A 14,244-nucleotide genomic window follows, 5' to 3' on the forward strand; every position below is an offset into this window, starting at 1 on the left:
TGCCTCTTTTTTTTGTAATCAAACAAAAACCAAACATAATTGGCAAATTATTACTACAATGTGTCTGAAAATAAATTTAATAATAAAAATACAAAAATAATCACTTTATTTACAGTATTGGACATGGAGTTCCATAATGAAAAAAAAACTAGCTTACTTAGTTGCATCCATCAGTGCGTTAAGTTTTCCAGTCTTCAGTTATGCAGATTCACCTTATTTTAGTTTAAAAGATGGCGATGGCTTTAAACGTTTTTCGGTTTCAGTGGGTGCATTACATGTAATGCCTCAGGGTAAAGCTCAGCCGATTAATATTAACACTGCTGTAGCTAAGGGTGAAAAAACGAAGGTTGGGGATGTGCAAGTTGACTCTGTACTGAATGCAATTGATGACAGTGCCAGTGATGCAGAGGCTAAGAAAAGCCTCTTGAAAGCTGCTGTAGCCTTAGATGCAGCAAATTTGATTAGTTACGAGAAAGATGAAAAAACCTATCTGAGAGCCAATACTTCTGGTGAAGCCACAATTAATGGTCTTGATAATTGGCAAGCTCAAGGAACTGGCCTGGAAGCAGATGATGTCACAACACTTGGAATCATGACCAACTATTTTTTCACCGACAATATTTCATTTGAAGTGAAAGCTGGAATTCCACCTAAAGTCGATATTCAGGGGAAAGGACAAATTTATGCTCCACTTTCAGGCATCGCCACCCCGACAGGGATTGGAGCAATCCTAAACGATTTACCTTTAAAAGATGACATCTTTATTACTGATTTATCAGGTCATGGTAAAGTAGCAGAAGCTCGTGCATGGACGCCAGCATTCGAATTCCAATACCATTTTGGTAAAACAGGCGTAAATAAATTTAGACCTTATGTAGGGCTTGGTTTGATGTATGCATACTTCAATGAATTGGAAATGAACTCCAACCTTGAAGCTGATCTAGTCGCTGCAGGTCATAAAATTGCGAACATCAAATTAGGTGAAGCTGGGAAAGCACTTGATGGAATTGAAAGTACTGCGAATCCTAAAGTTAAACTCGAAGCTAAAGATGCTTTCGCCCCTGTAGCTACTGCCGGTTTTACTTATGATTTCAACGATCGTTGGTTTGCAGTCGGGTCAATTTCCTATGCGCATCTTAAAGGTGAAACAACAATTACAGTAAACGATGCTAAACTTGGTGAATTAATCAATGCAAAATCAGATATCGAAATTAATCCGATTCTGGGATATGCCGGTATTGGTTATCGATTCTAATTTCCATCAGTCTTCATAAAGCGGCCAAGTGCCGCTTTATTCATTCTAATAACTAAATTTTATTGATTGATAAATTTTTATTCTGTCGTCATGATGCTACTGATCTTTTAAAATTACAAAAAATGCTAAGCGGATTGACCATGTCAGAAACCAAATTTTCAAAACCCCTCATCTTTATGCTCATTGGGAGTGCTTTTATTTTGGCACTCTCCTTAGGTGTCAGACATGGATTTGGCTTGTATTTAGTTCCAATGAGTCATGAGTTTAATTGGAATCATCAAGTTTTTAGTTTAGCAATTGCCTTTCAAAATTTACTATGGGGTGCTGTTCAACCCTTTACTGGAGCGCTAGCAGATAAATATGGGAGTAAAAAAGTCGTTGCCGTAGGCGGCGCTTTATATGCGATTGGACTTGTGATGATGGCATTTAGCTCAACAGGGCTTCTCATCAATCTTAGTCTAGGTTTAATCATTGGTTTGGCTTTATCAGCTACTTCATTTTCTGTTTTGCTCTCTGCTGTCGGACGTGCAGCGCACCCAAGTCGACGTAGTATGGCTATGGGTATTGCCAGCGCAGCAGGCTCTTTTGGGCAATTTATTATGTTGCCAACCACACTTTTACTCTTACAAAATTTTGGTTGGTCATCGGCGCTACTCATCACAGCGATTTTAATTGCATTAATTGTACCCTTGGCTTGGATGCTAAAAGCTCCAATGTATCAAGCGCCTCAAGCAGTTGATGCGATTGCTAAACCTTCTTTAAGTTTTAAACAAATACTCATTGTTGCTAAAAACCACAAACCTTTTATCTGGTTAGCATTAGGATTTTTAGTTTGTGGATTTCAAGTCGTGTTTTTGGGCATTCATTTGCCGGGTTATTTAACTGACCATGGTTTCAGCACCACCACTGGTACTATGTTTTTAGCCTTGGTTGGGCTATTTAATATTGTTGGAACTTACACAGCTGGTTGGCTGGGTGATAAATATTCCAAACCTAAATTGCTCATGTGGTTATATGGACTACGTGGCATTGCCATCATTTTATTCCTCGCATTGCCACTCTCGATCTTTACGATTTATAGTTTTGCCATCATTATGGGGTTGTTATGGTTATCAACCGTTCCCCTTACCAATGGTATTGTTGCGAATATGTTTGGGGTTAAGTATCTCACCATGCTAAGTGGAATTGTATTTTTTACTCACCAAGTCGGTTCATTTTTTGGAGGATGGTTGGGTGGCTTAAATCATGATATGACAGGCAATTACAATATTATTTGGATGATGTGTATTGCGCTCAGTATCTTCGGTGTATTCATTCATTTATTTGTTAATGAGGAGAATGTCGTCCATGACTAATCGCTTCAATCTGCTCAACATCAGCATATTCATCGGAGTCATCCTTCTGCTTAGTCTATCAATTGCTTTGTGGATGAACACTCCTGATTTATTTACATATTTTAACCAAGCTTTTTGCGCACATTAATTTATATAATTTCATGGTTTTGACAGCTCAGTTTTTTAAATTCCTCAATCAAATAATCTAATAAACATCTCACGGCAGGCATCATGCCTTGTCGTGATGTATAGGCAACATGAATAACGCCACGTGGTAACTCCCATTCAGGGACTAATTCTACAAGAGTGCCTTGATTAAGCTCTTCATAAACAAACACTCTAGGTAATGATGCTATTCCAACACTATTCAACACTGCAGATTTCATGGCAGCAAAATTATCAGTTTTGAGTCTTGGAAAGAATTCTACTTCTTGAAATTGACTAACTGTGTCAACTTTAGATTGAAATCTCCAAATCGATTTTGGGACATGAAAACCTATACTCGGAAGTTGTGCAAGGTTATCCAAATGGATAGGCTCATGAATCTGTTGAATTAATTCAGGCGTTGCTACTAACACATGTTGCCAAGCATCAAGCTCTCGTACAATCAAGTCGCTATCTTCAAGTGGTAAATTTCTCACCCTGACAGCCAAATCAATCCCCCTCTTCGATGAGATCAATTTTACGATTTGTTGCGACCAGATGAACTTGAACACGTGGGTAATGTTGCATGAATTTAGCAATCATATTACCCAACGGAAACTCAACCAAACCAATTGGGCACGAGATTCGAATTAAACCTGAAGGCTCGCTCGACAAACTTTGCTCTACAAAATTTTCTGCCGCCTCCACTTGATCCAAAATCTTAATACAATATTCAAAAAATTCTTGACCAACTGCGGTTACGGCAAACTTTCGTGTATTTCGTTGCAATAATCTTACGTGTAAACGGTTTTCCAAATCTGAAATATGACGAGACAACTTAGATTTTGTAATACCTAAAGCTTCACTCGCTTTAGTAAAACCTTGATATTTAACGACTTGCACAAAATAGTAGTAATCATTTAAATTTTGCATAATTGTTTCATTTTTGGAATTATCTGTTGAGAGAATCGCCCTGTAATCTCATCAATATACCTCAATATCATGATTAGAACGATATATAGAGGAATACAAATGACACAAGTTCAGAAAGTTTATACCAGCGATCGAAGCACATGGGTGGGTGATGGTTTTCCAACAAACTCCATGTTACCCATGCATGAAATAGGAAATCATACTAGCCCGTTCTTGCTAATGGGTTATACAGGTCAATATCGATTTTCTCCAAGTCATCACCAACGCGGTGTTGGTTTACACCCTCACCGTGGCTTTGAAACGGTAACGATTGTCTATGACGGCGAATTAGAGCATCGTGACTCAAAAGGCAATCATGGCAAAATTGGTCCAAACGAAGTGCAATGGATGACCGCAGGTAAAGGTATTTTGCATGAAGAACACCATTCGGAAGCTTTTGCAACAACTGGCGGAGTTTTGGATATGGTTCAACTTTGGGTAAATCTACCACAGCATGCAAAGATGACTGAGCCGAGATATCAGGAATTGACTGAGCAAAACATTCCTGAAGTTTTATCTCACGATGAGCAAACCAAGATTCGTGTTATTGCTGGTCAATATCAAATTGGCTCAACTGTTTATCAAGGCCTAGCTCAAACATTTAGCAACATGAATGTTTATGACATTAGACTTAATCATGGAGCACACCTTCCATTAAATCTTATGCCAAACTGGAATCACCTGATTTTCATCCTTGATGGAGAAGTTGAGATTGATGGTCAGATCTATACACCCATGCAAACGCTTTATCTTGACCCAAAATCAACAGAGGTCGAAATATTTGCTCATCGTAAGGCGAAAATTCTTTGCTTAAGTGGTGAACCATTGAATGAACCCATTGTTGCCCACGGTCCTTTCGTCATGAATACTCAGGAAGAAATCGTGCAAGCATTTGATGATTTCAGAAATGGAAATTTTGCTTAATTTAACATCCACAAGCCTTATCGTTTTGATGATAAGGCTTACCCCTCATCACTCTTCATTCATTTCAAATACCTGTCATAATCCCCTATTAGACTTAGTTCAAAAACAACGTACGATTACAAAATGAAATCAGATACTTTTCCTAAAGTTAGCTTATCAAAACTATTTTTTATTTTTCTAAAATTAGGATGTATTTCATTTGGTGGTCCTGCAGCGCATTTGGTGTTATTTCATCGCACTTTTGTTGATCAACTCAAATGGTTAAGCTCTCATGAATATGGACAATTGGTCGCATTAGCACAATTGTTGCCCGGTCCGACCAGTAGTCAAGTGGGATTATCGATAGGATATTTATCCAAAGGATATTGGGGGGGCTTTATTGCTTGGTTAGGATTTACATTACCCGCCTTCATTCTAATGACTTCATTTGCTATTTTTGGTCAATATTTTTTTTCCGATATACCTCTTGAACTCTTTCACGTCATCCATTTGATTGTATTAGCCGTCGTCATTTGGGCTTTTTTACAAATGTTCAAAAGCTTCTGTACTGAAATTTGGCAGTATGTCCTGATGCTGAGTTCTGCTTTTTTTATTTATTTTGCGCAGTGGAGCTATAGTCAAATTTTCTTAATTTTAGTGGCTGGATTCATTGGCTTAGCATTTACAAAAAAAGAAAAATCTCAGCCATCACCGCACATCAAAACAACTCAAGCATATCAAAAGTATCATTATCTCTGGCTCATCCTGTTTATAGCTTTATTTATTATTTTTCCTGCGCTGCAATTTATCTATTCATCAAGCTTGCTTAGCAATCTAGAAAGCTTTTATCACACTGCTTCAATGGTTTTTGGAGGCGGTCATATCATCCTGCCACTCATGTATGAAGATTTTGTGCTTACTCAACACATCACTGCGGAACAATTTGACTTAGGCTATGCATTTGCTCAACTTATTCCAGGCCCTTTATTTAGCTTTGCAGGATACGTTGGCACATATTTAGGATTTACCGCATCGCCTTTACTTAACGCTGCGATTGCAACCAGTATAATTTCCCTACCCTCATTTCTGCTTATTTTCGGCACGCTCCCTTACTGGTCAAAATGGGTCAAAAACAAAAAGATTGCAGCAGCCGTCGCTGCTATTAATGCAGCGGTCATCGGATTATTACTCTGTTTAATTGCTCAAATGGCTGAAAAACATCTACATTCGATTTATGATTTTATTTTTATCGGCATTGTCATTCTTTTACTGAGATCAAAAATCCCTGTCATCATCTCTTTATTAGCGAGCTTTGTTAGCTATGGAGCTTTATTGTATTTTGTGATTTAAAGGTCAAACTTAAATGCAAAAATAAAAAACTCGCAAGTCTGAACTTGCGAGTTTTTATCATCAAGTCGCCTTAGAATAAACGATTCATCCCGTTTAACGTTGCTACACGATAAGCTTCAGCCATCGTTGGGTAGTTAAACGTTGTCTCAACAAAATACTTGATGGTGTTGTTCGGGCTATTCATCACGGCCTGACCAATATGGATAATTTCAGAAGCATTATTACCGAAGCAATGCACACCTAAAATTTCTAAGGTTTCGCGATGGAATAAAATCTTTAACTCACCCACTGTATCACCCGTGATTTGTGCACGAGCGAGGTGACGGAAAGACGCCTGACCAACTTCATAAGGAATTTTTTCTTCAGTTAATTCCTGCTCAGTTTTACCAATTGATGAAATCTCTGGAATGGTATAAATACCAGTAGGGATATCAACCACGGGTTGGATACCTTGTTCACCGCTCATAATCGCGCCAGCACAACGACCTTGGTCATATGCAGCTGAAGCTAGAGACGGCCAACCAATCACATCACCCGCAGCATAAATGTTTTCAACTTCAGTTTGATACTGCTCGTTCACTGATAGTTGTCCACGGCTGTTTGGTTTGATACCAACATTTTCCAAGCCAAGACCATCTGTATTACCAGATCGACCATTACACCATAGAATTGCATCAGCTTTAATTTTCTTGCCACTTTCAAGATGCAACACCACATGATCATCAAATGTTTCTAAGTGATCAATCTGCTCATTGTGACGAATCAATACACCTTGTTCACGTAAGTGATATGACAATGCATCAGCAATTTCGTCATCTAAATAGCTCAGTAATTTATGCTGAGTATTAATCAAATCAACTTTGTGATCTAAGCCAATAAAGATAGATGCATATTCACAGCCAATAACACCAGCGCCATAAATAATGATTTTTTGAATTGAAAAATCTAGATCTAAGATTTTGTCAGAATCAAACACACGTGGGTGATTGAAATCTAAAATTGAAGGACGATATGGACGACTACCTGTCGCAATCACCAACTGTTTAAAAATAATCGTTTCTTTCACACCTTCAGGCGTGAAAATCACCACCGTATTTTGATCTTGGATATAAGCACGACCGTGGAAAATATCAATGCGGTTGCGGTCGTAAAAACGCGAGTGTGTATCTACTTGCTGTTGGATCACTTTATGTGCATTACGAAGCACTTGCTTCATGGTGAATTGTTTCCAATCACCCACTTTTTGGAACATTGGATCACGTTGATAACGGATAATGCTAGAAACCGTTTGACGTAAAGCTTTACTTGGAATAGTTCCTACATGAGTACAGTTACCACCAAGTTGTTCACGCATATCAACTACTGCAACGCGCTTGCCTGATTTGGCAAGTTTCATTGCCGCACCTTCACCAGCAGGGCCTGAACCTAAAACGACTGCATCATATTTGACAAAGGTTCCACTCACGACCTCTTTCTTACGCGGCATTCAATGCTCCTATACAATTATCTCTTCATTTATCTAACTTATATTATGACTGAAAATGCGCACATTTGCTGTATTTCAATACCATATATTGCTTGATAGCCACATTTATTTTATGAATATCGTTTTTGCCCAATTTATGCATAAATTCGCTATAATAAGAGACCTATTTTTAATATTTCCTCCCGTCACACATTAGTGGAATCGTTGAATATGTCAGAAAACCGTAAACCAGTACAGGGTGAAAAACTTCGTGGCGCTGAGAAAGTTGCACGTATTCCTGTAAAAGTGATTCCTACGGTTGAAGCACCTCGTAAACCAGACTGGATTCGCGTCAAAATGGCTGCACCAGAAGAGGTTCAACGCATTAAATCAACTTTACGTGAACAAAAATTACATACAGTGTGTGAAGAAGCTGCATGTCCAAATCTTCCTGAATGTTTTGGTGGTGGTACAGCAACTTTCATGATTATGGGTGACATTTGTACACGTCGTTGCCCATTTTGTGATGTGGCACATGGTCGTCCGAATGCATTAGACCCAGATGAACCGCGCCACATGGCTGAGACAATTGCAAACTTAGGTTTGAAATACGCTGTTATAACATCTGTAGACCGTGATGATCTACTCGATGGTGGAGCGCAACACTTTGTTGATTGTATTAAAGAAGCGCGTGCTTTAAGTCCTAATACATTATTGGAAATTTTAGTACCTGATTTCCGTGGTCGTATGGATGTTGCATTACGCATCATGACGGAATGTCCTCCAGATGTGTTTAACCACAACATTGAAACCGTACCACGTTTATACAAAGCAATGCGTCCAGGTTCAGACTATCAACATTCCTTAAACCTTCTTAAAATGTTTAAAGAATACTGCCCAGATATTCCAACTAAATGTGGCTTGATGGTAGGTATTGGCGAAACTGAAGAAGAAGTTCTCGCACTTCTTGATGACCTTAAAGCACACGATGTTGACTACGTAACGATTGGTCAATATTTACAACCATCAAAAGAACATGCACCAATTGATCGCTTCGTCACACCTGAAGAGTTCGAGCGCTATACAGCACATGGGCAAAAATTAGGCTTTAAAAATATTTGGGCTGCACCAATGGTACGTTCAAGTTATTTTGCTGATCGTCAATACTATGGCGAACCAGTACCAGCAGTTCGTCGTAAAGCTGATCCTGCAAAGAAAATTACTGTTCAAACAATCGAAGCATAATTCTTCTTACTTTAAAGCCCTCGTATGAGGGCTTTTTTGTTTGTGGTTTTTATAATTCTCAATTACTTATTGACACATTTCTTATCTCTCTTCAGCTTGAATTTTGAATATTTTTCAAACAATCTTATCCAATATAAGTATTAATATGCGTCCGTTTTAGAACTCAACGCTTTCGTTTCACATTTCATGATCCAATATCTCTGTAGATCTGATGTTTGTGCTTTGATTAAATTTACTGTGGGTATTGGCTCCATGACCAAATCATAAATGGAGCAGTTCATAATGTTTTTTATACTCAGTTTAATTATTCTATTTATAACACTCTGGGCTATTTTTTATTTCGAATTCTCAAGAACTTCTGGGGCTATCATACTCACAGTCGTATCTATTTTAGTCGCGTTGATCAGCCCTTGGTCGCTGATACTCGGTATTCCTTTTATCCTAATTTCATTGATTGTCAGTATTGATACGTTAAGGATGAAATTTATTACACAACCTGCCTATAAAGCTCTAGCCAATGCAATGCCAACAATGAGTAGTACCGAGCGTGAAGCATTGGATGCAGGAACCAGTTGGTGGGAAAAAGAATTATTTATGGGGGCACCAGACTGGAAGAAATTTGATCAGTATCCGTACCCCACGCTGTCTGAAGAAGAACAATCATTTATCGATCATGAAGTCGAACAGCTCTGCCAGATGCTGGATGAATGGGATATTCACCATCATCGTAAAGACCTCCCTGAAGAAGTCTGGTCATTTATTAAATCCAAAGGTTTTCTGGGTTTAATTATCCCTAAAGAATACGGCGGTAAACAATTCAGCTCATTTGCGCAAAGCCGTATCATGAGTAAGATTGCCTCGCGCTCACTTACCACTGCTGTCAGTTGTATGGTGCCTAACTCTTTAGGTCCAGGAGAATTACTCTTACACTACGGTACTGAAGATCAAAAGAATCGTTATTTACCAGGTTTAGCAAAAGGTGAAGAAATTCCATGTTTTGGTTTAACAAGCCCTGAAGCAGGTTCAGATGCAGGTGCAATTCCTGACACAGGTGTGGTTTGTTATGGTCAATTTGAAGGACAAGAAGTTCTTGGCCTAAAAATGAATTTTTCCAAACGTTGGATTACACTTGCCCCTGTTGCTACGGTGGTCGGTTTAGCTTTCAAATTATATGACCCTGAAGGTTTACTAGGTGATAAAAACAAAACTGAATACGGAATCACATGTGCCCTATTACCAGCTGATCATGAAGGTGTGATTGTAGGAGCACGCCATAATCCAGGTTCGCCATTTATGAATGGTACCGTGGATGGTAAAGATGTCTTCATTCCGCTGGATTGGATTATTGGTGGTGTAGAAAATGCAGGTAAAGGCTGGCGTATGCTGATGGAATGTCTGGCAGTTGGCCGCGGTATTTCTCTTCCAGCACTATCAACAGCTGCAGGTGAAATGTGTTATTTAAATGTCGGCGCCTTTGCTCGTGTCCGTCAACAATTCAAAATTTCAGTCGGTAAATTCGAAGGTGTTCAAGAGGTTTCAAGTGATATCGCTAGCGATACCTATATGCTTGAAGCATTCCGTTACCTAGTGACTTGTGGCCTAAACCAAGGGGGTAAACCTGCAGTCATGACTGCAATGGCAAAATACTACGCAACTGAGACCATGCGTAAGATTGTTAATCATAGTATGGACATTGTGGGCGGGCGTGCTATCCAAATGGGTCCTCGTAACTTCTTGGCGCTCATGTACCAAGCGATCCCTGTTTCGATTACTGTTGAGGGTGCCAATATTCTGAGTCGTTCACTGATGATTTTTGGTCAAGGTTCGATGCGTTGTCATCCCTATTTATTTGAAGAATTACAACTTTTACAAGCCGAAAATAAAGATGCAGCCTTAAAAGAGTTTAATGACATTCTTTATAAGCATTTGGGTTATACATTTAATCGAACCGCTAAATCATTTGCTTATGGTTTTATAGGCGGATCAACAGAAGGTTCAGTAAAGGCTGATGATTTCAGTCGCCCTTACTACAAAACCATTAATCGTTTGAGTGCTAATTTTGCCTTAGTCGCAGACATGTGCTTAGGCCTCCTTGCAGGTGATATCAAACGCAAAGAAATGCTGTCTGGACGATTAGCAGATATGCATTCACACTTATTTATTGCGACTGCTATTCTTAAATTTTATGAAAATGGTCAACGTACTGAAGCTGAACAACTGCACGCTAAACTCGCACTTGAGAAAGCATTATATGCATCTCAAGAAGCGTTCTATGGTCTGTTTGATAACTTCCCTGTAAAAATTGCCGCAAGTTTAGTCAAACTTATTTGTTTCCCTTTTGGTCGTCCTATTACTCAACCATCAGATGCCTTGAAACTTAAATTAGGTGAACTAATTCTTCAGGAAAATGCTTTCCGCGATGAATTAAAAAAACATGTCTTCTATAGTACTGATCCCGATGATGTCAATGGGCGCATGGAGTCTACATTCCAAATGTTGCTTCAAATTGAGGAATTATGGAATAAGTTTAAAAAGGCTGAATCCAAAGGCCAATTTACAGGTCTGACTTTTGAAGAGCACATTGAGTCTGCTCTTAATGACAAGTTCATCACTCAGGCTGAAGCAGATCAGTTACTTACGTATAACGCTAAACGTTTTGACAGTATGTTGACCGATGTTTTCGATACTGAACTTAACCAGAGTTTAGAACTTGAGAACCCTCACGCTCAGGTGTTGTCAAAATCTACACAATACTAGTCACTCAATTGCTTCTGAAAAAACGATCCTAAAGGGTCGTTTTTTATTTTTCATTCCACTTTTTATATTTCATTCCACTATGGTGTTATAGAAAACAACATCAAAATAAGCGAAATTAAATGAAAACAAAATAATGAATCTTTATTCATTTTTTATGATAATGTGATTACAACTAATAAAATAGCTGTCATTAAATTTTGAACATATGAAATTGACACGCATTTGAATCATATAAACTACAGGACAAGGATCAACGCTATGAGTCAAGAAATCGTATTAGTTGCAGGTAGCCGTACCGCTATGGGTAGCTTTCAGGGAGGACTTTCAAGCTTAACAGCCCCGCAACTTGGTGCTGAAGTCATTAAAGCCGTACTTGACCAATCTAAGCTTGCTGCAGACCAACTAGATGAAGTGATTATGGGCTGTGTTTTACCTGCGGGATTAAAACAAGGTCCTGCTCGTCAAGCGATGCGAATTGCAGGTGTACCAGATCATGTAGGTGCAACAACGATCAATAAAATCTGTGGGTCTGGCATGAAAGCCGTGATGCAAGCTGCAGATGCCATTAAAGCTGGCTCGGCAAATATTATTGTCGCTGGCGGAATGGAATCCATGTCGAATGCACCTTATCTCATGGACAAAGCACGCGCAGGTTACCGTATGGGACATGGCAAAGTGATTGATCACATGTTCCAAGAAGGTTTGGAAGATGCTGAAACTGGCTATTCAATGGGTATTCTTGCTCAAGAAATGGCAGATAAGAAAAACTACACACGTGAACAACAAGACGATTTCGCGATTCGCTCCTTAACTCGTGCTCAGAATGCGATTCAAAATAATTATTTCAAAGATGAAATCACCCCTGTTACAGTAAGTTCACGTAAAGGCGATGTCATCGTTGCCCAAGATGAAAATCCATTTACAGCAAAAATTGATAAAATTCCTACGCTACGCCCAGCATTTGCTAAAGACGGTACAATTACTGCAGCCAATGCCAGTTCAATTAGTGATGGTGCATCAGCATTTTTAGTGACTTCTGCTGAACTCGCAACAGCAAAGGGACTTTCAACTTTAGCAACGATTAAAGCTTACGCAACGCACTCTCAACATCCATCAGAATTTACCATCGCACCTGTTGGTGCAATAGAAAAAGTATTAAACAAAGCGGGCTGGACTGTTGAAGACGTGGATTTGTGGGAAATTAATGAAGCGTTTGCGATGGTGACCATGGCAGCGATCGATGCTTTTCATTTAGATCCTGAAAAAGTGAATATCCACGGTGGAGCTTGTGCACTCGGACATCCATTGGGGTCATCAGGTTCACGAATTATTTTGACTCTCATCCATGCATTAAAACGCTTAGGTAAAACAAAAGGTGTTGCCGCACTTTGCATTGGTGGTGGAGAAGCAACTGCGATTGCGATTGAAATCCCAGCTTAATATTTATGCTATAGCGCATCTCAAGATGCGCTTTTTTTATGAGGAAAAAAATGTCAAAACAAGATTATGAAAATGGTTTAAAAGTTCGTACAGAAGTGATGGGAGAAACTTTTGTCAAACGTGCACAAGACAATACAGTTCCATTTACTCAACCACTTCAAGATTGGATTAATGAGCATGCATGGGGTTCAACTTGGCAACGTGAAGGCGTTTTACCACGCAAGTATCGTTCGTTAATCACGATTGCATTTTTAACAGCCCAAAAAAGCCCAGCAGAACTTAAAGGTCATGTACGTGGTGCTTTAAATAACGGCGCAACTGTTGAGGAAATCCAAGAGGTTCTTTTGCACAGCTTGCCGTACTGTGGTGCTCCAGCTACACAAGAAGCATTTAGAGCCGCGTTAGAAGTCATTAATGAATATCAACAAAGCTAATCTCATTGAGCATTCATAGATAAACCGCTTAATCTACATTAAGCGGTATTTAAGGTATTTGGACGCTAGATTTAACTTAATTCAATTTTAGATTGATGTTCAAGCACCTGAACCACAGCTGAAAAATCAGAATCTTGAGCTTTCACTTTTTCAATTTGCATATACTGATTTTGTATAAGTTGCATCGTTGGCAAATCCAAAGCTTGCTCTTGAATTAGATCGGTCGCAATTCCAATATCCTTTTGTAAAAGATCTAAGGCGAAGGTTTTTGGAAATGCACGACTCAAGACACGTTGCGCCATAATATTTTCAGACATTGAACTTTTACCACTAGAATGATTAATACAATTCAATGCACTATTCAAATCTACTCCTTTTGACTTTAATACCGTCAATCCTTCTGCAAGTGCCCATAGATGTGTTGCCATCAACGTATTATTCACCGCTTTAACAGCAAATCCAGAACCACTCTCCCCGACATATTCAATTAATCCTGCAAATGCCTGAATAATCGGTTTTGCACGCTTATAAGCATCGAAATCACCCCCAACCATTACCGTCAGTGTCCCTTTTTCAGCACCTATAGTTTGCCCAGAAACGGGGGCATCTAAATATTCAACACCATTAAATTTCAACTGATTTGCAAGTTTTAAAGCACTTACAGGTACACCACTGGTACAGTCGATCCATACGCTCCCCTTGACCGGAGGATTTTGAGCAATAAGCTGTTCGACATCTGCACTGGTGGGTAAGCAACTGAAAATAAAATCTGCTTTCACTGCTTGATCGCCAGAGGTCGCTTTAGTACCAAATGTTTGTGCATGTGCTTCTGCTTTTTCAAAATTACGGTTCCAAACCAAAACTTCAAATCCTAGTTTTGGTAAATGGCTCGCCATGTGCCATCCCATAGCACCTAAACCGATAAATGCAATTTTCATTTTTAAT

Annotated in this window: 12 protein-coding genes; 8 read left to right on the top strand and 4 right to left on the bottom strand. The window is 39.1% G+C overall.

Features of this window, described 5'->3' with window-relative positions:
* Window positions 1–136 precede the first annotated feature (136 nt).
* Window positions 137–1,255, top strand: coding sequence for an OmpW/AlkL family protein (locus AC1M87_RS05145; protein WP_481589745.1), 1,119 nt, complete (start codon window positions 137–139; stop codon window positions 1,253–1,255).
* A gap of 140 nt (window positions 1,256–1,395) precedes the next feature.
* Window positions 1,396–2,610: an MFS transporter gene (locus AC1M87_RS05150; RefSeq protein WP_481593126.1), complete on the top strand. Its 1,215-nt coding sequence runs from the start codon at window positions 1,396–1,398 to the stop codon at window positions 2,608–2,610.
* Window positions 2,611–2,738: 128 nt separating this feature from the next.
* Here AC1M87_RS05150 and AC1M87_RS05155 read toward each other — a convergent pair whose 3' ends face one another.
* Window positions 2,739–3,242, bottom strand: coding sequence for a LysR substrate-binding domain-containing protein (locus AC1M87_RS05155; RefSeq protein ID WP_481593127.1), 504 nt, complete (start codon window positions 3,240–3,242; stop codon window positions 2,739–2,741).
* A 1-nt stretch (window position 3,243) separates the two neighbouring features.
* Window positions 3,244–3,666, bottom strand: a complete 423-nt coding sequence (locus tag AC1M87_RS05160) for a LysR family transcriptional regulator (RefSeq protein ID WP_481593128.1) — start codon at window positions 3,664–3,666, stop codon at window positions 3,244–3,246.
* Between the two features lie 99 nt (window positions 3,667–3,765).
* Here AC1M87_RS05160 and AC1M87_RS05165 point away from each other — a divergent pair, with 99 nt between their 5' ends.
* Window positions 3,766–4,629 (top strand): pirin family protein, encoded by an 864-nt coding sequence (locus AC1M87_RS05165; RefSeq protein WP_481593129.1) that lies wholly within the window; start codon window positions 3,766–3,768, stop codon window positions 4,627–4,629.
* Window positions 4,630–4,752: 123 nt separating this feature from the next.
* The gene (gene chrA, locus AC1M87_RS05170) at window positions 4,753–5,958 is read left to right on the top strand and encodes a chromate efflux transporter (protein WP_481593130.1); all 1,206 of its coding nucleotides are present in this window, start codon (window positions 4,753–4,755) and stop codon (window positions 5,956–5,958) included.
* A 70-nt stretch (window positions 5,959–6,028) separates the two neighbouring features.
* On the opposite strand, the gene sthA is transcribed toward chrA, so the two are convergent.
* The gene (gene sthA / locus AC1M87_RS05175) at window positions 6,029–7,444 is read right to left on the bottom strand and encodes a Si-specific NAD(P)(+) transhydrogenase (protein ID WP_035265673.1); all 1,416 of its coding nucleotides are present in this window, start codon (window positions 7,442–7,444) and stop codon (window positions 6,029–6,031) included.
* 210 nt (window positions 7,445–7,654) lie between these two features.
* Here sthA and lipA point away from each other — a divergent pair, with 210 nt between their 5' ends.
* From lipA to AC1M87_RS05195, 4 genes are all read left to right on the top strand, one after another.
* A complete protein-coding gene (gene lipA / locus AC1M87_RS05180; protein ID WP_035265671.1) occupies window positions 7,655–8,668 on the top strand; it encodes a lipoyl synthase in 1,014 nt (337 codons plus the stop codon).
* 282 nt (window positions 8,669–8,950) lie between these two features.
* Window positions 8,951–11,425 (top strand): acyl-CoA dehydrogenase, encoded by a 2,475-nt coding sequence (locus AC1M87_RS05185; RefSeq protein WP_481593131.1) that lies wholly within the window; start codon window positions 8,951–8,953, stop codon window positions 11,423–11,425.
* Between the two features lie 258 nt (window positions 11,426–11,683).
* Entirely contained in the window at window positions 11,684–12,865 is a 1,182-nt protein-coding gene (locus AC1M87_RS05190; protein ID WP_481588487.1) for a thiolase family protein, read from the top strand.
* A 50-nt stretch (window positions 12,866–12,915) separates the two neighbouring features.
* Window positions 12,916–13,299 carry a carboxymuconolactone decarboxylase family protein gene (locus tag AC1M87_RS05195; protein WP_481593132.1) on the top strand — a complete coding sequence of 128 codons (384 nt, stop codon included), beginning with the start codon at window positions 12,916–12,918 and terminating at the stop codon, window positions 13,297–13,299.
* A 71-nt stretch (window positions 13,300–13,370) separates the two neighbouring features.
* Here the strand turns inward: AC1M87_RS05195 and AC1M87_RS05200 are convergent, their stop codons facing one another.
* Window positions 13,371–14,237 (bottom strand): NAD(P)-dependent oxidoreductase, encoded by an 867-nt coding sequence (locus tag AC1M87_RS05200; RefSeq protein WP_481593133.1) that lies wholly within the window; start codon window positions 14,235–14,237, stop codon window positions 13,371–13,373.
* Between the last annotated feature and the right edge of the window lie 7 nt (window positions 14,238–14,244).

The sequence above is a fragment of the Acinetobacter sp. 24-47-62 genome, assembly GCF_056779765.1.